19 protein-coding genes and 1 pseudogene are annotated in these 22,319 nt (G+C 39.7%); 9 read left to right on the forward strand and 11 right to left on the reverse strand.

All coding sequences use genetic code 11. The features are described from left to right. Nucleotides 1–94: 94 nt before the first annotated feature. From Xinn_RS21940 to fliD, 6 genes are all read right to left on the reverse strand, one after another. On the reverse strand, nt 95–259 hold the full coding sequence (locus tag Xinn_RS21940; protein ID WP_169923544.1) for a hypothetical protein: 165 nt from the start codon (nt 257–259) through the stop codon (nt 95–97). 557 nt (nt 260–816) lie between these two features. Continuing rightward, nucleotides 817–1,554, reverse strand: coding sequence for a cyclase family protein (locus Xinn_RS07505; protein WP_086956339.1), 738 nt, complete (start codon nt 1,552–1,554; stop codon nt 817–819). A gap of 161 nt (nt 1,555–1,715) precedes the next feature. Next, a complete protein-coding gene (locus Xinn_RS07510) occupies nt 1,716–2,096 on the reverse strand; it encodes a hypothetical protein (protein ID WP_086956340.1) in 381 nt (126 codons plus the stop codon). A gap of 284 nt (nt 2,097–2,380) precedes the next feature. Then, complete coding sequence (gene fliT / locus Xinn_RS07515; RefSeq protein WP_086956341.1) at nt 2,381–2,758, reverse strand: flagella biosynthesis regulatory protein FliT; 378 nt, start codon at nt 2,756–2,758, stop codon at nt 2,381–2,383. Next, complete coding sequence (gene fliS / locus Xinn_RS07520) at nt 2,758–3,168, reverse strand: flagellar export chaperone FliS (protein WP_086956342.1); 411 nt, start codon at nt 3,166–3,168, stop codon at nt 2,758–2,760. The genes fliT and fliS overlap by 1 nt, the downstream gene beginning before the upstream one ends. Before the next feature lie 12 nt (nt 3,169–3,180). After that, on the reverse strand, nt 3,181–4,650 hold the full coding sequence (fliD, locus tag Xinn_RS07525; protein ID WP_086956343.1) for a flagellar filament capping protein FliD: 1,470 nt from the start codon (nt 4,648–4,650) through the stop codon (nt 3,181–3,183). A 443-nt stretch (nt 4,651–5,093) separates the two neighbouring features. Between fliD and Xinn_RS07530 the strand changes: the two genes are divergently transcribed. The 3 genes from Xinn_RS07530 to fliZ all read left to right on the forward strand — a co-directional run bounded on the left by Xinn_RS07530 (nt 5,094) and on the right by fliZ (nt 7,756). Continuing rightward, a complete protein-coding gene (locus tag Xinn_RS07530; protein ID WP_086956344.1) occupies nt 5,094–6,074 on the forward strand; it encodes a flagellin N-terminal helical domain-containing protein in 981 nt (326 codons plus the stop codon). A gap of 394 nt (nt 6,075–6,468) precedes the next feature. After that, entirely contained in the window at nt 6,469–7,191 is a 723-nt protein-coding gene (locus Xinn_RS07535; protein WP_047680173.1) for an RNA polymerase sigma factor FliA, read from the forward strand. Between the two features lie 52 nt (nt 7,192–7,243). Further along, nucleotides 7,244–7,756, forward strand: a complete 513-nt coding sequence (gene fliZ / locus Xinn_RS07540) for a flagella biosynthesis regulatory protein FliZ (protein WP_086956345.1) — start codon at nt 7,244–7,246, stop codon at nt 7,754–7,756. A 211-nt stretch (nt 7,757–7,967) separates the two neighbouring features. On the opposite strand, the gene putA is transcribed toward fliZ, so the two are convergent. After that, on the reverse strand, nt 7,968–11,948 hold the full coding sequence (putA, locus tag Xinn_RS07545) for a trifunctional transcriptional regulator/proline dehydrogenase/L-glutamate gamma-semialdehyde dehydrogenase (RefSeq protein ID WP_086956346.1): 3,981 nt from the start codon (nt 11,946–11,948) through the stop codon (nt 7,968–7,970). Nucleotides 11,949–12,571: 623 nt separating this feature from the next. Between putA and putP the strand changes: the two genes are divergently transcribed. Further along, nucleotides 12,572–14,056, forward strand: coding sequence for a sodium/proline symporter PutP (putP, locus tag Xinn_RS07550; RefSeq protein ID WP_086956347.1), 1,485 nt, complete (start codon nt 12,572–12,574; stop codon nt 14,054–14,056). 91 nt (nt 14,057–14,147) lie between these two features. On the opposite strand, the gene ghoS is transcribed toward putP, so the two are convergent. Together ghoS and Xinn_RS07560 are read right to left on the reverse strand one after the other, a co-directional pair. After that, a complete protein-coding gene (ghoS, locus tag Xinn_RS07555) occupies nt 14,148–14,456 on the reverse strand; it encodes a type V toxin-antitoxin system endoribonuclease antitoxin GhoS (protein WP_086956348.1) in 309 nt (102 codons plus the stop codon). Between the two features lie 265 nt (nt 14,457–14,721). Continuing rightward, on the reverse strand, nt 14,722–15,045 hold the full coding sequence (locus Xinn_RS07560) for a phage holin, lambda family (protein WP_086956349.1): 324 nt from the start codon (nt 15,043–15,045) through the stop codon (nt 14,722–14,724). A 267-nt stretch (nt 15,046–15,312) separates the two neighbouring features. On the opposite strand from Xinn_RS07560, the pseudogene Xinn_RS07565 reads away from it, so the two are divergent. From Xinn_RS07565 to speD, 3 genes and pseudogenes are all read left to right on the forward strand, one after another. Next, nucleotides 15,313–15,540: pseudogene (locus Xinn_RS07565) on the forward strand (LysR substrate-binding domain-containing protein); the annotation flags it as partial. A gap of 377 nt (nt 15,541–15,917) precedes the next feature. Continuing rightward, a complete protein-coding gene (locus tag Xinn_RS07570; RefSeq protein ID WP_211286005.1) occupies nt 15,918–16,907 on the forward strand; it encodes a M29 family metallopeptidase in 990 nt (329 codons plus the stop codon). 556 nt (nt 16,908–17,463) lie between these two features. After that, a complete protein-coding gene (speD, locus tag Xinn_RS07575) occupies nt 17,464–18,969 on the forward strand; it encodes an adenosylmethionine decarboxylase (protein ID WP_086956351.1) in 1,506 nt (501 codons plus the stop codon). Between the two features lie 110 nt (nt 18,970–19,079). On the opposite strand, the gene Xinn_RS07580 is transcribed toward speD, so the two are convergent. After that, the gene (locus Xinn_RS07580; RefSeq protein WP_086956352.1) at nt 19,080–19,583 is read right to left on the reverse strand and encodes a GNAT family N-acetyltransferase; all 504 of its coding nucleotides are present in this window, start codon (nt 19,581–19,583) and stop codon (nt 19,080–19,082) included. 118 nt (nt 19,584–19,701) lie between these two features. Between Xinn_RS07580 and Xinn_RS07585 the strand changes: the two genes are divergently transcribed. Then, entirely contained in the window at nt 19,702–20,088 is a 387-nt protein-coding gene (locus Xinn_RS07585) for a nuclear transport factor 2 family protein (protein ID WP_169923545.1), read from the forward strand. Nucleotides 20,089–20,142: 54 nt separating this feature from the next. Here the strand turns inward: Xinn_RS07585 and cycA are convergent, their stop codons facing one another. Then, complete coding sequence (gene cycA / locus Xinn_RS07590) at nt 20,143–21,543, reverse strand: D-serine/D-alanine/glycine transporter (protein ID WP_086956354.1); 1,401 nt, start codon at nt 21,541–21,543, stop codon at nt 20,143–20,145. A gap of 371 nt (nt 21,544–21,914) precedes the next feature. On the opposite strand from cycA, the gene Xinn_RS07595 reads away from it, so the two are divergent. After that, a complete protein-coding gene (locus Xinn_RS07595) occupies nt 21,915–22,118 on the forward strand; it encodes a hypothetical protein (RefSeq protein ID WP_086956355.1) in 204 nt (67 codons plus the stop codon). Nucleotides 22,119–22,319 lie beyond the last annotated feature (201 nt).

Raw genomic sequence — 22,319 nt, forward strand, 5'->3', positions numbered from 1 at the left:
AATTAGCCTAATGGTTTAATATGATACCTGGCCTAAATAGAGTAAAAAAAATAATATTTATTGGGCATTTTCAATTTTCTCTGAGTGAGAATTACTAAACCGAAGTTGTAACGAGAGGGAGGGATGAAGTGTGGAAATCAAACCAGATAACTTTCCAGAAATAATGGTTAGGAAATTGGTAAGCAGAAAATGAGGATACAGAAATATGCTCATATGAAGGTTGAATTTCGTTATTGATACGATTGCACAGCATAGACATTATAAAACTCCTGCTTATTAGGATAATGGCTTGATCCATCTCCGATATTTTTATTCGGTATAGTTACTCAGAGAACAAGTTGAACAGATAACCTTTATAAAGGTGGATACTTTATTTTTTTAATCCCCTTTCTAAAAGGGGCAGAGCTTATCTATTTTTTAACAGGAGGGATTAAAATTACTGGGGAATCATTAGTAGATACAGGTGTTATTAAAATTATGATGCAGTATTAATATTGATTGTCACCAAATGAAATTATAAAAAAATAATTTCATGCATGATAAATATTAATGCGTTATATTGTTATTAATACCGTTAGTGAAAATAAACTGTGTTGATTTTTAAGTGTATTTTAAATTGCATTTAATTATTTTAATTTAGTGAAAAATAAACTGTGCAAATGGTAAATAAATTAAATGGTTGCGTTGAGAATATACTTTATTCACCATCTTTTTTGAAAAAAATATTATCGGAGCTGATTACTGGGTTTAGCTTTCAGATAAGTAGTTCAAGTTTGCTATTTTTACCTCATTAAAACTTGAACTACTAAATGTAAATTACGGAATTATTGCAAATGAACGTACCGGAAACCCTGCGGCTTTTTCTGGTTTAGCGGGAATGTTAAAAATAACCGAACCACGAGTTGGCACTTTGTCTAAATTTTTCATCACTTCTATTTGATAGGTATTCTGTGCCAAAACGTAATATTCACCCAGTAATCCATTATTATTTCTGGCATCTTTAGATGAATCCGTATCAAGCGTTTCATGTCCGATAGCTTTTATTTTCCTTTCCTCAAAAAGAAATTTAAGAGTATCTAACCCCCAGCCGGGAGTCTGATTATTTCCGTGGGTATCTTTATTTTCCATTTTTTCCTGAGAAGGCCAGCGTTTACTCCAGTCTGTTCTTAATGCAACAAAAGTATTGGCTTCAATAATGCCATGTTCGGCTTCAAAACGAAGAATATCTTCTTTGGACAGTGAAAAATCAGGTTCTTGTTCTGCCCGTTCTGATTGGTCAATAACAATTAATGGCAACACCAGTTCTTTTAATTCAAGTTCATTCAGAAAACGACCATCGGATATAAAATGACAGGGAGCATCAATATGTGTGCCGTATTGCCCGACAAAAGTAAATTGTTGGGCGAAAAAACCATCCTGATAGCTGAATAATGTCTTAATTTGAGCAGGGTCAAACATAAAAAAATGAGGTGAATTCTGATTAAAACTGTGTGTCAGATCGATCCATTTTTGGGCTTTTAATAAAGTGAGTGCCTGTAAGATATTGTTAGTCATAACAGCCTCATCTTGTCTATACCCTTCGTTTTTCAGGTTGTCTCTTCTGCTTTGCTATGCAACTTGAACCCATTGGGTATGAGTTTATTAGGATTACAGATCATATATTCAATCGCCGGTGACTGTTAATACAGTCACCGAGACTTGTCTGTGAGAGGATATTAATAACTTTTTGGAGTGATATCAATATAGGTTGGATCGGAAAAAGAGCATTCCTCTGCTGATATAATCGATGAGGCAATAATAATCATTGGTGATTTATCTTTATCAATATAAGGAATGGTGACTTCTATTGTTTGGGAATAAAGCTTTCCCCATTCTGAATAAGTTATCGGGGACTTATTCTTTTCCAGAAGGTGTCTGTTAATTAATATTGATTTTGCCTGATATTTATCCAGTTGGTTATTTTTTCTGACGGCAGAAGTTATAACCTTATGAGCAGCCCATGATTCTGTTGTCGCACAGTAATTCAGATTTTCATTTGCCGAAGCGATACCTATAGACGGAATAAACAACATCGTAAAAGTAAGTAATTTTTTCATATCATTCCATTGAATATATCATTTTAAGTAATAATAAATATTGATTGTTCTTCCATCTTTTTATTGCAAAAAAAAGCCGTGATTATCATCTTTGCGTTAATTTTTTGTGTTGGAAATGTTTGTATTTTTATATTGATTGTTTGCCGATTATGCATAAAATATAATGCCGAATCAGGCTCCCCGAAAAAGGGATGGTGACTAAATGACACCACCTGAAATAAAACCAATAAGCGATACCACTAATTATTATTATATTAATAAAACATTATGGTTCGTTGCTATTATTATGTTTTCTCTGTCGTAGGTGTTAACTCCATTTCATAATCACTGACAGGGAATTGCCCATAAGTATCATGTAATAATTGTTTACAGCTTTCCTGTTTAATCAGGTCGCTGAGTTCATCTAATCGTTTTTGTAATAACCGCTTAGTTTCTTTTTCATTATCTAAGACAGTCTGCAAAATTTTGGTTAATTTCTGCTGCAATGAAATGGGAGCATCTGAATTTTCTGATATTAAGGTAACCACTTCTACTGCTTTCAGATAGGTGATTTCCATATCAACAAGTACATCCCATTTTTCATTTTTAGCTAAATCAAGCATCTGCTCACTTAAACTAAGGATCTGCTGGTAAGCTGACAAAAGATCCAGATCATTTTTCATCAAACAATATCCTGACTGGCGTTATAATGAGGACCTATCTGCCGCCAAGAATCTGAAATCTCGGTAAGTAAATCAATCACTTCGGTAATAGCCTTCTCATCGTTGCGTAAATTAGCATGGAGTAAACGACGACTCATATAATCATATAAAGCAGAAAGATTCTGAGCAATCTCACCGCCTTTTTCGAAATCAAGTCCTTCTTTCAGACCATTATCAATGATATTTATCGCCTTTGAAATAGCTAAACCTTTTTCCGGGATATTTCCCTGTTGCATCAGAATAATTGCACGACGCAGGGCGCTGAGCGCCCCATTGAACAATATCTGAATCAACTGATAGGGAGAAGCATTCATAATTTCGCTCTCAAGATCTACCTGAGCGTATAACTGGCTTGCCGAACGTTGATACATATTATCCTTTAATTATCTTAAAAGCTGGAATAGGGATGAACTGGTGTTATTCAGTGAATTCATCAGTTTATCCAATTCTGTAAATTGACGTTTGTAACGCTCCATTGTGGCATCAATAGTGTCGTTTGTCCGCTCTACTTGTTTTTCAAGCGTTTTCAGACTTTTATTAATACCTTCAGTGGCGGTTGCGATAGTACCTTCGTGGCTATCTAGTGTTTTCTTTAACAGATTGTAAGTCTGGGTTGCAAAGCCGGTTTTTTCACCATCACCCATAAAGAAAGCCTTCACATTGGCAGGTTTTTCTTTCAGGTTCTTTTCCAGTTTTTCTTTACTGATTTCCAGAGTGCCGTCCAATTTCTGTTTAATACCCAATTTATTTAAGGTAGCAATATCAGCAACATTTTGGGCTGCAAATAATTGGTGTCTTAACTGGTTCTGGATATTTTTCAGCGTTCCGTCACCAAGCAGGGCACCATTATCTTTTGACGCAGCTTCACCTTTTCCGACCGCTTTAAATTTAGTCAGTGAATCAAAAGTGGATTGTAATTCATTATAAGCATCAACCCATTTTTTAATCGCTTCCTGCATCGGTTCAATATCACGGGAAACAATTAAAGTTTCAGGTTTTACCACTTCCTCTTCTTTTGTTTTACCTTCCTTCACAATTTTTTCTGTGACTTTTTCTGAAACTTTTTTCAGATTCAGAGTAATGCCTTCCGGTGCATCTTTTACTTCATTGCTCTGGCGCTCAATCGGAACACCATTAACGGTTAACAGTGCATTTTGTGCGGCAACTTTTTGTTGCATTGCACTAGCACGTTTTTCATCGCTTGGTGGATATTCCAGCAATTCGTGCAGTTTATTATCGCCTTCAACCCTGATTTTCATCATCGATTGTGTACCGGTTTTTTTAGCGGTCAGAATCAGATAATTATTTTTATCATCAGCTTTGATAATGCTGGCGTTAACATTGCCTTCCTGCTTATTGATCGCATCACGGATCTCAACCAGAGAAGTCTGCTCATCTGTCAGAGCAATCTTCATTTCAACTTTTTCGCCCGGTTTTTCACCATCCTGCTCAATAATGATGGTACGGGAGTTACCTGTCGCCGGAATTTCACCCAGTTGGTCTTTTACGCTGGAAACCGTGCTGGTCTGTAAAGATTGTGCCCTGGCTAGTTGCTTAACTTCAATTTCATAGTTCCCCGGGCTGGCTTTGGAATCCGTGCTTGGGGTAAATGATTTATGATCTTCGCTTGTTTTAGTTGTATTAAGCTTATCGAATTTTTTCAGTTCTTCGGAGGCGGTCTGAAGTTTTTCCAGACTGCCTTTTAATGTGCCAAAACCGGTCAGCTTTGCTTTATAGCTTGTTTGTTGCTGCGCTAATGGTTCTAAACGTTTTCTTTCTGCTGCCTGAAGTTTATCCAGCAAAGAACCCAAATCCATCCCGGACCCGGCCCCTAATGAGGAAATGCTAGCCATATTGACTCCTTTATTAGTAAAGCATCACTGGAGTTGTTATCGGATTAATTTGCCAAAAGTTTACTGAAAAAAGGATTTTTTTGATGGAGGGAATAGTTGATGAGAACAGGCGCTGTTTGGGTTATCAGTATACCTGTTGTCCTTCGGGCTGCTGTTTTGTTGGCCGCATTCGCTTACGCCGGTCACTGTAGTTATATGTAGTTATATGTAGTTATAAGTAGAGAGTTATCTATACTCCCGATGAATTTGTGACTGACTTGCTGTTGTGAGCTAACTTAAAATTCATATTAGATACAATGAGTAAGGAAAAAACGTAAAACTTTTTTCAAGAAATATTAAAGGTTCTTTTTAAGGGGCCGATAAAACTGTTGGCGGTGATGAACACCGTGAGCAAACAGGCTCAGATAATTTATATCGACTTGATTTTAAAAAGGAACTCTACTATGGCATCAGTAATCAATACTAACTACTCATCTCTGCTGGCTCAAAACAACCTGACCAAGTCCCAAGGTACTTTAGGTTCTGCAATTGAGCGTCTGTCCTCTGGTTTACGTATTAACAGCGCGAAGGATGACGCTGCTGGTCAAGCGATTGCCAACCGTTTCACTGCTAACGTTAAAGGTCTGACTCAGGCTTCCCGTAACGCAAACGACGGTATCTCCATTGCTCAGACTACCGAAGGTGCTCTGAACGAAATCAACAACAACCTGCAACGTGTACGTGAACTGACTGTTCAGTCTGAAAACGGCAGTAACTCTCCTAGCGATCTGAAATCTATCCAGAAAGAAGTTGATCAACGTCTGGAAGAAATTGACCGTATTTCTAAACAAACTCAGTTCAACAATGTGCATGTGTTGAGAGAAGATGTTAAATCAATGAGTATTCAGGTTGGCGCGAATGACGGAGAAACTATCGACATTAAATTAGAAGCTATTAATGTTGCTAAATTGAATTTAAAGGATTTCGCTGTAGATGGGAAGAAAGAAGAGACAGCAGAATCTAAGGCTGTAACAGCAGCTGAAGCAACTTTGAAGTCAGCTAAAGAAGAACTAGCCGCTGCAGGTGGTGATGCTGCAAAAGAAACCGCAGCGAAAACGAAAATTGCTGACGCAGAAAAAGTATTAACAGCAAAAAAAGAAGCTGCAGCAAAAGCTGGCCCATTAGGTAAATTAGATTCAGCGCTTTCTCAGGTTGATGACCTGCGCAGTTCTTTAGGTGCAGTTCAAAACCGTCTGGAATCTACTGTTAACAACCTGAACAACACTGTTAACAACCTGAGCGCTGCTCGTAGCCGTATCGAAGACGCTGACTACGCGGTTGAAGTTTCTAACATGAGCCGTGGTCAGATCCTGCAACAGGCTGGTACTTCTGTTCTGGCTCAGGCGAATCAGGTTCCACAGACCGTTCTGTCTCTGCTGCGTTAATTTTTATTATCCGGCTAAGGGCCTATGCAGACTACTCTGCATAGCCCCTGCTTATGAAATAAGGATCGGCTTGCCGATCCTTATTTTTTAAATACCCGTCGTCTTTCAAGCTGCCTCTTTGTTGGCTGCACTCGCTTACCCTGATCGCCGTTTTTATAAACATACGGCTATCTATGCTCAGGGGATCGCTCCCTTGCCGTCGCGATGCAACTCGAAATCCATAGGGTATTAACTGAATGTCAGGGACAGCCTGAAACTTGCTATTCATTCGGGCGGACAGCAAAAATTTCGCATAGGTGAAAAAGAAGCGCTTTTACTTCATTGTTCAAACGATTGTACCCGTTAGGGGATTGGATAATGGTATCCAGTCTCTTATCCAAAGGTGTCTGTTGTTGTGAGCGATTTGTATACCGCCGAAGGCGTGATGGACAAAAATAGCCTCTGGAAGCGCTATGTACCACTGGTTCGCCATGAAGCACTGCGGCTACAGGTTAGATTGCCTGCCAGTGTCGAGCTTGATGACCTGCTTCAGGCCGGTGGCATAGGGTTGCTGAATGCGGTGGAGCGTTACGATTCCCTACAGGGAACGGCGTTTACCACTTATGCAGTGCAGCGCATCAGAGGTGCAATGTTGGATGAGTTGAGGAGCCGTGATTGGGCGCCACGCAGTGTGCGACGCAATGCACGGGAAGTCACGCAAACCATCCGTAAACTTGAGCAAGAGTTAGGCCGTCCAGCCAGTGAGCAGGAAGTTGCTAAAGAATTAAAGATTAATCTGATAGAATATCGGCAAATACTGTTAGAAACCAATAACAGTCAGCTATTTTCTTATGACGAATGGCACGAAATTCACGGTGAAAGCTGTGAGCCGGTAATTGAGGAAGAGCATGAGACAAATCCTCTCCAACAGTTACTGGAAGGTGATCTCCGTCAGCGGGTTATCGATGTCATTGAGTCGTTGCCTGAAAGAGAAAAAATGGTTCTGACGCTGTACTATCAGGAAGAACTGAATCTTAAAGAGATTGGCGCGGTGCTTAATGTGGGGGAATCTCGCGTGAGTCAGCTCCACAGCCAGGCAATAAAAAGGCTGCGGGCGCGTTTGAATCCAGAGAAGTAACTTTTTGCTTATTTGTTTTTTTGTTAAGACTACACACAGGGCTTTATCTCTTATGTCTGTTACAACACAAAAGAAACGGCCTCTTAGCCGTTATATTAAGGACTATAAACATAGTCAGACTCATTGTCTGCATTGTCATAAAACTCTTGACCGTATTTCCCTTGTTTTTAACGGTCAGGTTATCAATAAAGAAGCAATTTCCGAGATGACCGAATTGGTTGATGACAAAACATGGAATGAGTTACAGGGTAAATTTGTAGCGCTGTGCCGCTTCTGTAGTGAAATTTATTGCAATAGCCAGACTGATTATTTCGACATTATGTCATTTAAACAGTATCTGTTTGAACAAACCGAGATGAGCCACAGCACAGTGCGTGAATACGTGGTTCGTCTGCGCAGACTGGATGAGTTACTGACCTCAGACAATTATCCTGAAGAAGAGTTTACACCAGAAAAAATTCAGGAAAAATTGAGTGAGAAGCTGTCCGAGTCTGCTTTCAGTAATTACAATATCGCGCTGCGTAAGTACGAACAATATCTGAGCTGGCAACAGAACGGGCATTGATTAATTCGGCAAAGACGAAGTGTCTGTTGGGTTGAACAATTTCAGAGGGGAATGTAAAAATAATACATTCCCCTCTATTTTATTGAACAAATAATAATATCTTACATGTCTATTTGGTTATAAATATATAATCAAATGTAATTAGCCGGCTTATTTCAATCGTTTGATTTAATCAAATGATTATAAATAAATTCACTCAGTTTTTAGTCTGTTAGCCAATCGTCATTAAACTGGCATTCCCCCCTGCCGCCGCAGTATTAATACTCAATGAACGCTCATGCAGCAGGCGTTCCAGTAACAGATTAGTATCACCCCGGGCAAATCCCTGTACGGAAACAATCGGCCCTTTACGTTGCGCAACGGTTTCACAGACCTGCCGTAACTGATCACAATCACCGTGATAAATCACTGCTTCCATCTGCGTGTCGTCGCTCTGCCAGTCATTCACTAAAGAAATGGAATGGCGGACTTCGCCCGGTAATTGTTTCAGCAACTGTTGATGCAGATCGTCTTTTTGCCAGACGGCCTGACAGCCGACTGAAAGCACCGCCGCTAATTGAATCAGCGTATCCTGTTCATTATCCGCAAGGCACAGAACCTGACCACGCGGCAGCAGGGTATAAGTATTGCGTTCGCCCGTTGGCCCCGGCAGTAAACGCATTGTGCCGCCCTGAGCCAGTAAACCGTATTCCTGAATTATCCTGTTCAGCTCTGAGTGGTTATTTGACTCAGCCCATTCAGCCAGTTTGTTGAAAGGTGAGTGCAGGATAGTGCGGGTTGTGGCATCCAGCGGATATTCTTCATCCTGACGTGCCAATGTCTGAGTTGCGGCATTAACCGGGCGCTGGGATAACAGACGGTAAAGATAGAGCGGCCCACCGGCTTTTGGCCCCGTGCCTGATAATCCTTCACCACCAAATGGCTGCACACCAACAACGGCACCGACCATATTACGGTTGACGTATAAATTACCGACTTTGGCTTTACCGGTGACATGAGCAATAGTTTCATCAATGCGCGTGTGAACGCCCAATGTTAAGCCATAGCCGGAAGCGTTAATCTGATCCAGCAGTTGATCCAGTTCATCCCGTTTGAAACGGACAACATGCAGAACCGGGCCGAAAATCTCTTTTTTCAGCTCATCAAAACTGTCCAGCTCAATAAGCGTTGGTTTGACGAACATTCCCTGAGGCCATTCCTGACTGTCTGCGGCATTTTCATGTGTCGCCTGATAAACTGTTCTGCCTTTGGTTCGCATCGTCTGAATATGACGCTCGATATTGGCTTTCGCTTCGGCATCAATCACCGGGCCGATATCGGTGAACAGGTGTTCTGGATTCCCCATCCGGCACTCAGCCATCGCGCCTTTCAGCATGGTAAGTGTTCTGTCTGCGACATCATCCTGTATACACAGAATGCGCAGGGCAGAACAGCGTTGGCCTGCACTGTCAAAAGCAGAAGCAACTACATCGGTGACAACCTGCTCAGTCAGCGCAGAAGAATCGACAATCATCGCATTCATTCCGCCGGTTTCTGCGATCAATGGCGTAGGACGACCTTGTGCGTCAAGGCGTCCGGCGATATTACGCTGCAAGAGGCTGGCGACTTCGGTAGAACCGGTAAACATCACACCGCGTACACGTTCATCACCGACTAACATTGAGCCGACGGTTTCCCCCTGTCCCGGCAGTAATTGCAGTACATCGCGTGGAATACCCGCCTGATGCAGCATTTTAACAGCGACTGCTGCAATCAATGGTGTCTGTTCCGCCGGTTTCGCCAGTACGCTGTTACCGGCCGCCAGTGCAGCAGCAATCTGACCGGTGAAAATCGCCAGAGGGAAGTTCCATGGGCTGATACAGACTACAGGCCCAAGCGGGCGATGGGTATCATTGGCGAAATCCTGACGAACCTGATCGGCGTAGTAATAGAGGAAATCTACGGCTTCACGGACTTCAGCAATGGCATTGTTGAATGTTTTACCCGCCTCACGCACCAGAATACCAAGCAGGGATTGCAGATTATCTTCCATCAATTCCGCCGCGCGGACTAAGATCGCAGCCCGCTCTGACGGTGGCGTAGCAAACCAGATGGTTTCGGCATTGGTTGCGACTTCCAGCGCATGGCTGACTTCCTGTTCTGTAGTCTCACGAACATAACCGACGATATCAGAAGATTTAGCCGGATTATTGACCGAGCTGGCAACCGGTAATTCCTCAGAATGGGTATAATCGCCGCCTAATAGCGGTTCGCTGTTCCATATTTCCATTGAAGAACTTAACAGAGCGCTGGAAAGAGAAGCCAGACGATGTTCACTGGAAAGGTCTAATCCAGATGAATTGACACGGTTTTTACCGTACAAATCAACGGGCAACGGAATTTTCGGATGCGGCAGGCCTATTTGCCCTTCGGATTGAGCCAATTCCTGAATCACTTTCACCGGATCAGCAACCAGTTCATCAATCGGCAGAGTGGTATCAGCGATACGGTTAACGAATGAAGTATTTGCTCCGTTTTCTAACAAACGGCGTACCAGATAGGCCAATAAAGTTTCATGAGTACCGACCGGTGCATAGATTCGGCATGGGCGGTTCAGTTTACCATCGGCAATTTTACCCACCACTTGTTCATAAAGCGGCTCACCCATTCCGTGCAGACACTGGAACTCATACTGCCCTGGGTAGTAATTCTGGCCGGCAATGTGATAAATGGCAGACAGAGTATGGGCATTATGCGTCGCAAACTGTGGGTAAATAAGATTAGGAACGGACAGTAATTTGCGGGCGCAGGCAAGGTAAGAAACATCGGTATACACTTTGCGGGTATAAACCGGATAGCCTTCCAGACCATCAATCTGGGCGCGCTTGATTTCGCTGTCCCAATAAGCACCTTTTACCAGACGTATCATCAGTCTGTGGCGGCTACGCTGTGCTAAATCGATAATACTGTCAATGACGAAAGGACAGCGTTTCTGATAGGCCTGAATAACAAAACCGATCCCATTCCAGCCTTCCAGTTGCGGTTCAAAGCAGAGTTTTTCCAGCAAATCGAGGGAAATTTCCAGCCTGTCGGCTTCTTCAGCATCAATATTGATACCGATATCATACTGGCGAGCCTGTAAAGTCAGGGCAAGCAGGCGAGGGTAGAGTTCATTCATCACTCGCTCATACTGGGCGCGGCTATAGCGGGGATGCAGGGCTGAAAGTTTGATAGAGATCCCCGGCCCTTCATAAATGCCCCGACCGTTCGATGCTTTACCAATGGCATGAATGGCCTGCTGATAAGAGACCATATAAGCCTGTGCATCTTCTTCAGTCAGTGCCGCTTCACCGAGCATATCATAAGAGTAACGGAAGCCTTTTTCTTCCAGTTTACGAGCGTTGGCAAGGGCTTGAGCAATGGTTTCGCCAGTGACGAATTGCTCTCCCATCAGACGCATTGCCATATCTACGCCTTTGCGTACCAATGGCTCCCCGCTTTTGCCGATGATACGGGTCAGTGAGTTCGATAATTTGGCTTCGTTATGGGTCGAGACTAATTTACCGGTAAACAGCAATCCCCATGTTGCGGCATTAACGAACATAGACGGGCTTTGGCCCAGATGAGAATGCCAGTTGCCGTTACTGATTTTGTCGCGGATCAGCGCATCGCGGGTCGCTTTATCGGGAATGCGCAACAGGGCTTCGGCAAGGCACATCAGTGCGACACCTTCCTGTGAGGAGAGTGAAAACTCCTGTAGCAGCCCCTGAACCAGACCGGATCTTCCAATCCCCTGTTTTTGCTGACGTAGTTTTTCTGCGATGGAATAAGCGAGTTTATGCGTTGCTCTGGATTGTTCTTCTGGTAGTTGAGCTTGTTGCAGTAACATCGGAACAGCCTGTGTTTCAGGCAGGCGGTACGCTGCAGTAATTGCAGAACGTTTCACCGATTGGGGTAAAATATGCTCGGCAAAGTCCAGAAATGGCTGATAACGGGCTTCAATCGGTGATTCTTCTTCGGAAATCTTTTCTTCTTTGTTATCCTGAGACGCTGATATTTCCGGGATCTTTTCCTCATTTTCCAGACGTTCGAGATAATTAAAAATGGCTTGCTTAACCAGCCAGTGTGGTGTGCGTTCAATTCGTTGTGCAGCAGCTTTGATGCGATTACGCGTTGCTTCATCAAGCTTCACGCCCATTGTGGTACTACCCATTCTCACTCCTTAAATAGGAAGGCTAATCAAGTTACGGGATAATATCTTTCATGTTGCAACTTTGTGCAACTTTGTTAAAAGCCATTATTCAGAATTTGTGAAATTAATCTGATTTTGAACATATAATTTACGGCTTTATGACTATTAAACTATTATCTATTTGATAGGTAAGTATTATTTTTATTTTCCTAAATAAGGCCTTTTATGAAAGGTACAACTTCAGGAGTGATAAATGTGACTTGGCGAGCGTTTCTTGTAAAAAATGCCGTTAATCAGTTGTTAAAAATGTTTTAGCTAATTTAGGATAGAAAGTGATTTTTAAATAATTACAAATATAAATTATACATATTGGAACAACGCCACCTTCAGGTGAAATAATCTTCAGGTACAACTCTGGCATACCCGGTAAATTTCGAGTTGCATACAGCCAGCAGCAAAAAGGCAATCTGAAAGAAAGAAGGGTAACACCTGACAACAGAACATTTTGTCCTGAGAGAGATATTGCGCTGAAAAAAGCGAAAATTTTTAGTACAGATCACATTACTGATGCAAATCAAACCACCTGAATAAACAAGATTTGCAAAAAATACTTATGCAAAAAAACACTATGGAGAAGAACCTGCATGACAGTAAATTCACCAATGCTAATTACCTTCATTGTCTATATAGCCGGGATGCTGCTGATAGGCTTCATGGCTTACCGCGCCACTAAGAATTTTGATGACTATATTCTGGGTGGCCGACGATTGGGCAGTGTGGTAACAGCACTATCTGCCGGCGCTTCTGATATGAGTGGCTGGTTATTAATGGGGCTGCCGGGTGCTATTTTTCTGGCAGGCATGTCCAAAGCCTGGATTGCGTTAGGCTGCCTGATGGGGGCATATCTGAACTGGAAATGGATTGCAGGGAGATTACGAGTCCATACTGAAGCCAATAATAACGCATTAACATTGCCTGACTATTTTACCCATCGTTTTGAAGATAAAAGCAAACTACTGCGTATTATTTCCGCATTAGTTATCCTGACTTTCTTCACAATTTATTGTGCATCTGCGGTTGTTGCCGGTGGATTATTGTTCGAAAACACATTCGGTATCAGCTATGAAAAAGCCATTTGGCTGGGTGCGTTGGCAACTATTGCGTATACCTTCCTCGGTGGTTTTCTGGCGGTAAGCTGGACAGATACCGTTCAGGCAACCTTAATGATTTTTGCTTTAATTCTGGTTCCTGTTCTGATCCTTTTAAAAGTAGGTGGATTTGAATCAGCCATTGATATTATCAAAGCTAAAGATCCCGCATATCTGGATATGTTTAAGGGAGTACAGACGATAACGATCATTTCCCTGCTTGGCTGGGGGTTCGGTTATTTTGGTCAGCCCCATATTTTGGCCCGCTTTATGGCAGCAGATTCTCACCAGACTATTCATAAAGCCCGCCGTATCAGCATGACATGGATGTTTTTATGTCTTGCAGGAACTGTCGCTGTCGGCTTCTTTGGTATCGCCTATTTTGACCAGAATCCGGCACAGGCCGGGCATGTTATGCAGAATAGTGAGCGTATCTTCATGGAACTGGGCGTCATTTTATTCAATCCATGGATTACGGGCATACTGTTATCAGCCGTTTTAGCGGCAATTATGAGTACCCTGAGCTGCCAGTTGTTGGTTTGCTCCAGTGCATTGACAGAAGATCTGTATAAAGCATTTGTCCGTACCAAAGCAAGCCAGAAAGAGTTGGTGTGGATTGGGCGCTTAATGGTTCTGGTTGTGGCAGCGATCGCGATAGCTATTGCAACCAATCCGAATAATAAGGTACTGGCGCTTGTCAGTAATGCCTGGGCTGGTTTTGGTGCGGCATTTGGCCCAGTGGTACTGATCTCAGTACTCTGGAAACGAATGACACGTAATGGCGCACTAGCGGGTATGCTGGTTGGAGCAATTACAGTATTGGTGTGGATGGAGTATCAGTGGTTTGGTCTGTATGAAATTATCCCCGGCTTTATTCTGGCCTCACTTGCCATTGTAGTTGTAAGCCTGTTGGGTAAAGTACCAAATAAAGCGATTCAACAACGTTTTATGGAAGCAGAAGCGCAATATAAAACCAAATAAATATATTCAGAGCCTCTGATATTCCAGAGGCTCATTTAATAAAGGTGGCTTCAAATATATTTAACCGAGAGCCATCTTTTTCGATATTTAATTAAGATTCTGATGCCGCTGCAATGATAGATGCAGGATAAAGATATGCAGACCATTCATTATATTGGCAAACAAATATCGAAGGATGTTTCACTGAAAGCGGAGACGCTAACTTAAAAACCCTGTCTCTTATTTCGGCTGCTGAATGTAATGATGAACCAACATAAGTTGCGGCAGGCAAAGCCATTACATCACCATTGGCATATCTTACCTTTCTATGAAAATCAATTACTTTCATTGATTGATCAAGTGCATTAATTTCTCTTGAGCCTGCACCATAAATTTCAACACGGATCAGATAATTAGCCATAGATAACCTCTCTTTTATTTAAGATTTTAATAAAAATAACTCATCTGTTTTCATCTACAGAATGCGATAACTTATATCCAATCTCTTTCCGAGGTTGGTATGCCGGAGAATTTAACAGGTAATAATGATGTTGTGCCATATCATTAAATCACAGTTATTTGATGATATAGTTTTAGAGAGCGGGAATATAATATTTATTATCAGAACACTGATTTAATAGCCCCCATATTATGCGGAGCTTTAATATTTATTCACACCTGGTTATCTATTTATGGAATTTTTCATTCAGACGTTGCTCAAGAGCGCGTATGGCAAATTCACGTAGTTTCTCTACACCAATAAAACCTACGGCGCCACCAAGGGCGGGTGATACGCTGACGGGAATACCAATCAGCTCCAACCCACTTGAAAACCCCCATGAAAGTGCTCCACAGAGAAGAGGTTCAGCCCATTGATTTTTCCGTTCCACCCCATCGTAAATCAGGCGTCCATAACAGATCATGATAGCCAGTAATGCGCCGGATATTTGTGGCCAGACATTTCTCAGGGCGTACATAAGTTCAACCCATAATTCAGGATATTCTTGCATGATTAGTTCCATAATTTATTTCCGATCGTTCAATCACAATGCCTGAATTAAAATTGACTGGGCAGAGATTGGATTCCGGTACTCAGTGACAGGTTATATATTTCCATAATAGCGTCAGTACCGAATATCCACATTGTTATGAATTTGTGCCATGTATAATACGAAATTCATAGCTGAGGTTATTGCATGATTTTTTCAACGGCTTTAGGCATACCTTGCCCCATCAGCTAGCGGGGGGATGCTGATTTAGCTCTTCTTTCAGCTCAGGTTGCGGCGGTTAAAGCAGGTCTGGGATTGGCAATCCTGCCTCATTTTATTACTGATAAATCTGATCTTATTTGTCTTTCTTCTCAGTTAGAATTAGAGCTACCTATTTGGCTTGTTATTCAGGCCGATTTAGCACATTCTCCTAAAATAAGAAAGGTAGCAGACTTTCTTACAGATATTGTCTCCCAAAAATTGCAGCAACTTTCCGGGCAGATGATAAAACCTTAAGTTATAAAAAATAGTAATAACATTAAGTGTTCATTAAGAAAAATAGGAAGTAAGACTGTCTTATATAAAATATATCAACGTTGTTTATGGTGTGTTTATGTTGGCCAATTTATAGTTTTTTTGAATTGCTATGTGCAGTAACCGTTAGCATACATTTACACTCGGCAATATAAAAACTGGAGTTAAAAGATGGAAAAAAATGCTATCGAATTAAACGAATGGTTTGAAGAAGAAACTTTTGAAGAAGCCGTTGAAATAATGCAGGAAAAAGCTGTTGTTCCAGTTGGAACTGCAATGTGGCCTGTTTAGATTTATATAAATTAGAATTCTGACAACTTAACGGGGGAATTCCCCCCGTTAATTATTGGATGGCTATTATGTTAACTTTTAATAAAAGAAGAAAAAATATAGAGAATATGCTTAACTGCCTGTTACATCACCCAGCTATTAAAGAAAAAAGTCATAAAAATGTGATTAATATACTTATCGGATGGGATAAAGAACATAAAGATCTTGTTGAAAATATTATAAACGTCTCTTCAGAATTTCCTTTTTTGAATATATCCTCATTATCACTTGACATAACACCTTCTGATAAATTAATCAAAGAAATTGAACTCTGCGATTTATATGTATTCTTTTATCTTTCTTCAACAGTAAAACCCTTTAAATCATCTGGGCCTGAATTTTTATCAGCAATAAGAAAAGTTATGCGGGAAAACTGGCGGAAGTCTGTTTTATTTAAAGATTATGGTATGCATTTTTATGAAGCATTCTCAGAAGAATTAGATTTAATTAAAAGTAGAAACAACACATTAATTCATCTGGCTAATAATAGCCAAAAAGTAACCTATCAGCAGAGCGATAAGCTGGCGCTTACTGCTACTCTTGGCAAAAACCAATCATGGACATCAATTGATGGTATTGGCAATTATGATCTGACACCGGGTGAAATTGCTACAAAATTGCATAAATTGGAAGGTTCTATCAGCTTTAGTGGTGCGTTCCTCAGTACAATACCCTTTGCAATTAAGTATGGTGTTGTCAGGGATTTCTTCAACCTAAAAATTAAAAATAGCAAAATTGTCGATTTTTCCTGTCACAGCGCGGAATTTTCAAAAGATTTTGATAAATATCTATCCACTAATCCAAGTAACAGCACTATTGAAGAGTTTGGTATCGGCACTAATTGTGGTGTAAAGGGGCTGTATGGCTTAAATGCAGGGTTTGAAGAAAGGCACCCCGGATTACATCTTGGATTAGGTGGTGGAGAATTAGGTAGCCATCACTTAGACTTAATTTTTCAGGGTGGAAAGCTATTTTTCGACAATACTGTTGTTGTTGATAATAACAAATTCACTATTTAATTCAGGGTGTTATTTATATCTTATAGAATGAAAAGTAAGTGTTGAAATTAATGCTTATCCACATGATCCATGATTCGAAAAAATCTCGTTCGTCTTGCTGCGCCAGAAAATATATGTATGCCGCAGAAATTTTTAAGGCAAAGAGTGTAATATCTTGCATTGAAGATGTTACATTTATTTATAGTTACTCCTCCATTATCTTATAAGTTGATTGCACTCCCCTATTAATGTTATCAATATTTAATATTGTTATTTCTCTTTATTTTCCTGAATAAATATAATTTTCACTATTTTTGGTGAGAAAGAAATTTTTTTATTCGGGTGAAGTTTTAAGGAGAAATTACACTTAAATAATATTGTTTTATTATAGTCACTTACTGAAAATATTTCATCCATTTTTTGGTAACTATTCCTATTGCAAAATTAAATTATTTAACATAGATTGCTACCAATAATAATATTGGTGGTGTTTTAATATGCAGTAGTTTAATTAATAAAATCATCATTTTCATGATATTGTTGATATGAAGGACTGAAAGCCATAAAAGAGATTAAAATGAATATACTCTGTACCATAAAAAAAAATATGAATTTAGAACAACCCATTGAAGTGTTAGAGAAATTATTTGTATATTTATATTTGAATGATTGCGTGTCAAATAAAGAGTTATCATTGAAAATAGGATTGCCTATTCCTATCGTATCCGCTTTTAAAAAAGAATTAATAAAATCAAATTTAGCAGAGAATAAAGGGGTTTTTAAATTAAATTCAGTAGGGGTTAAATATGTTAAGGATGAACTTAATTATAAACAGGTTAATTATAATTTATATAACAAACTGTCTTCATCAGAAGAGCATGAAAAATTTAAAGTCGATTTAGCCAATTTACTTACTCCTGTATATGATAGCCGCCCTCGAGTAAATGTATTGTTAGATCAGGCTCATGCTACTCTGGATACATCGATACGAAGGGTTATGCTATTACTCAGAAATCCGATAGTATTTAAACAAAAAATCCTTTTTTTAGGTGATGATGATTTGACATCGCTGGCTTTAATGATGGCATTTAAAAAATTAGGTCATTATGGTCATGAAAATATTTATGTTAAAGATATTGATAAAGAGCTGTTAAAATTTATTGAGAATGTGGCAAAAGAAAATAACTTTACGATTAATACTGAATATTTAAACCTAAAAGAACCAAATAAATATGTCAGGTCATTTGATGTGATTTTAACAGATCCACCCTATACCTTTAGTGGGTTAAAGTTATTTCTATCGAGAGCAATTAGTTTTTCTAAAAATGATGGTAGTGAGATATTACTATCATTTGGGCAAAAAAAACCTAAAGAAAATTACGAGGTTCAAAAACTCTTTAGTGACCAGAATCTTTTTATCAAAAACATCCATCCACAATTTAATAAATATTATGGTGGGAGTATTATAGGTAATGTCAGTGATTTGTATACACTCTCTACTACAAAAAATACATACCCAACTATTTCAGAACACAGTGATTATTCAAATAAAATATATACTGGAGAAATTAACCCGCGTATAAAATTTTATCAGTGTAAATCGTGTAAAAATAGACTTACTATCGGATATGGAAAAGATTTATTAACCATAGAACAGTTAATAGAAACAGGTTGTAGTCAGTGTAACGGAACCAAATTTCAATATCAGGGTCAGGAGAAAATCCATTTGCCCGCTGATACAAAACAGTTCGGGACTCATATCATCATAGAAATGAAAAACTGTGAGAGTGATAAGTTGAAAAGTATATCAACTATTGAAAATATGATGATGGATATTTCCCGTCAGTGTAATTTTAATATTATTAATTGCTATTTTCACCAATCGGAATCTTATGGTATCAGTGGAGCAATAATATTCGCAGGCTCACATTTTTCTATCCATACATGGCCAGAATATAGTTATGCAGCGTTTGATTTACTAATATATAGTGATTTCAATCATCAGGATACGCTTATACGTCAGTTGCAGAACCAGTTAAATTCACAGGAATATGAATGTAAAATATTGCAACGGGGTTTTTAAGAGTTCATGTCTGGCTGATAAATTATCTGGCCAGACATATAATCAATAAACCTGTTTGCCAAAATGAAAATTTTCTATGTTTTTAAGAAAAGTCACTATTTTATGATGTGTTATAAAGCCAGCTTATTGATTAGAGACATGTCCATCACATCACAATATTGCCCTTGTTTAAGAGCTGCTTTACGCTGAATTCCTTCCATTTCAAAACCAAATTTAGTATAAAGCGCTATTGCTTTTTCATTATCAGTGAATACTTCCAGATCAATTCTAATGCAGCCAAGCCAGTTATAGGCATAGTCAATAGCAAATGCGATCATTTCTGAACCAATGCCTTTGCCTGAATATTCGGGGTCAATACTAATACTGAGAGTGATAACATGCCTGCGCCTTGGGTTAGGATAGCTATATAACCCCAGTGTACCAACAACGTTACTGTCTATTTCTGCCACGAAGTCGAATACTCCCTGAGTTCTATTTTTCTCAAGACGCTCACGCCACATCTCAAGGGATGGGCATGGACGTTGCAATGTATAGAGATAAACATCGGGGTGGCCAAAAATTCGCTGAAAATGCACAGCATCTTCAGTTTCAGCAGATCTGATTTTTATTTTCATATATACCTCTTCTGAATTTGACTTTATCATAATTACCCGATAAAGCATTAAATGTAAATATAATGTTTGAAAATAAATAATGCTGACTTTAATCAATTATTATAGTTTGAGGTTATCAATGGATCAGGAAAATTCAGTTATTTTCGAAATAATAAAAAATCTTGAGGTTAGTCTTCATGGAAAAAATAGATGTAATGCCGATTGGTTAAATAATGTTTTTCATGATGATTTTCTGGAAATAGGAAAGTCAGGTTATCTTTATACAAAGAAAATTGTGGTAAAATCCTTAAAGGAAGAAATAAATACTGTTTCCAAAATATTTTCAAAAAATTTTAATATGCAGATTCTGGATAAAAATATTGTACTACTCACTTATCAATCTTATGAGAAGGATAAAAACGGGCGGCGATATAATGGAGCACTACGTTCATCAATCTGGCAATTATCTGCATCAGGAGAGTGGAAATTCAGATTTCATCAGGGAACGAAAATAGTAGGTTTCTAAAAAATCTATAAAAAATGGCCCGAGCTTCGAGCCATTGATTGCATGATTATTTTTTTAGCTATGGGCTTTACGTCTTTTCACAATCTGATACCCAATCATTAAAATAATGAACCAGGCTGGAGTAGCAATTAGTGCTTGCCTGGTATCCGGTTGTAAAGACAGCAGGACTAAGACAAAAGCAAAAAAAGCCAGACAAACCCATGACATAACAATACCAAATGGCATTTTATAGGCAGAAGTTTTATGCAGTTCAGGGCGATGTTTCCGGTAAGCCAGATAAGAGCACAAAATCATACTCCAGATAAACATAAACAGAATGGCTGATACCGTTGTTACCAAAGTAAAAACACGCATTACGTCAGGAATAAAATAGATCAGAATAACGCCGCAGGAGAGACATAAGCATGTGAAAATTAAACCTGATGCAGGCACTGAACGCCGGGAAAGCTGGCTGAACTGTTTTGGTGCATTCCTTTCCTTAGATAAACCAAACAACATCCGACTGGTAGAAAAAACGCCGCTGTTTGCTGACGATGCGGCAGAAGTCAGTACGACGAAGTTTACAATGCTGGCAGCAGCCGGTAACCCGATAAGGACAAACAGCTCTACAAAGGGGCTTTTATCCGCCACAATGGCACGCCATGGTGTAACTGACATAATAACAATCAATGCTAGCACATAGAATGTGATAATCCGGACAGGGATGGCATTAATTGCTTTCGGCAGGGATTTCATCGGATTTTTGGTTTCTGCCGCCGCAGTTCCGACTAGCTCAATCCCAACAAAAGCAAATATTGCGATTTGAAAGCCGGCAAAAAAACCGCTTAGCCCCATAGGGAACATGCCTCCGTCTCCCCAGACATTGGAAAGAGCCGCAATATGCCCTGCGGGCGATTGGAAGTGTGAGCTGATCAGTACTCCGCCAATCACAATTAAGGCAACAATGGCAACAATTTTGATCATCGCAAACCAGAATTCCAACTCACCAAACAGTTTGACTGTGGCGAGGTTCAGGGTCAGCAAGATCAAAACGCATAAAAGAGAAGTCGCCCATTCAGGGAAACCGGGTGCCCAATACCCAACATAAGAGGTAATGGCAACGACATCAGCAATGCCGGTAATTACCCAGCAGAACCAATAAGTCCAGCCCACAAAAAAACCGGCCCATGGCCCCAGAAGGTCAGCAGCAAAATCACTGAATGATTTATAGTGTAAGTTGGAAAGCAATAGCTCTCCCATTGCACGCATTACGAAAAACAGCATAAACCCGATGATCATATAAACGAAAATGATCGAAGGCCCTGCAAGGGAGATAGTTTTACCTGATCCCATAAACAGACCGGTTCCGATAGCGCCCCCGATAGCAATAAGCTGTATATGTCGGTTAGTCAGGCTTCGCTGAAGATGCGAGCCTTCAGTTTCAGGTGGGTGGGTGGGTTGTATATTTTCTTCCATAGTTGTATCCAATTTATTCTCACAGCATGGCTTTAATACCCTCAGGCTGTGTTTAAGGTGCCATTGTGACATAGACAACTACATTATTAACAGAAGGAATTTACACGAAAAACCAATAGGTTGTATTTTGACCTAAACTTTGCTGGTTACGTTTACTCGTTCTAGCCTCCATTTTTATAAGTCTGCGTGGTTTCTCTGCGAAGGTTTACTTTTGGCTAAATAAGTTCATTTTCAGCGGGGTTTTTCATTCCGGCATTCAGTTATGAGTAGCGTTAGACGAAATTTAAAACAGACCATTAATTTATCATATGGTAAAGAGAATATATCCCATGTAGCGTATAGGCGATAAATATAAAATAGGAGAATAATACATGAATAAGTATATTGTGACTTATAACGGCTTTAGTAATACCAATACATGTTTAGTGAGTACTCAAGTTGCGATAGATATTGATATGAATAATAATTTGGCGGCTCAATTTTTAACTATTCTGGAGGATAATGCACTTGTTCATGCTCAAGAATTGGATGGCAATGTGACAAGAGTTTCGGTCGTTGGAATATATAAGTTGTAATAAATAAAACAGGCATGGCAGATGTAGTTTGTTTGGTGGCTTTCATAAGTTAACTGCGATGCCTGTTTAAATAAATATTTTGTTTCTTCATGAAAAGTTACTTTTTAATTATTTACATAGAATAAATCAACAAAAAAATTATTTTCACAAAGCGTAACCAGTAATTCGGGTTATTGAAAGTGATGTTTTCTGCTTGATGAT

Origin of the sequence: Xenorhabdus innexi, from assembly GCF_002632485.1 — a bacterium.
GTDB classification, from domain to species: Bacteria; Pseudomonadota; Gammaproteobacteria; order Enterobacterales; family Enterobacteriaceae; genus Xenorhabdus; species Xenorhabdus innexi.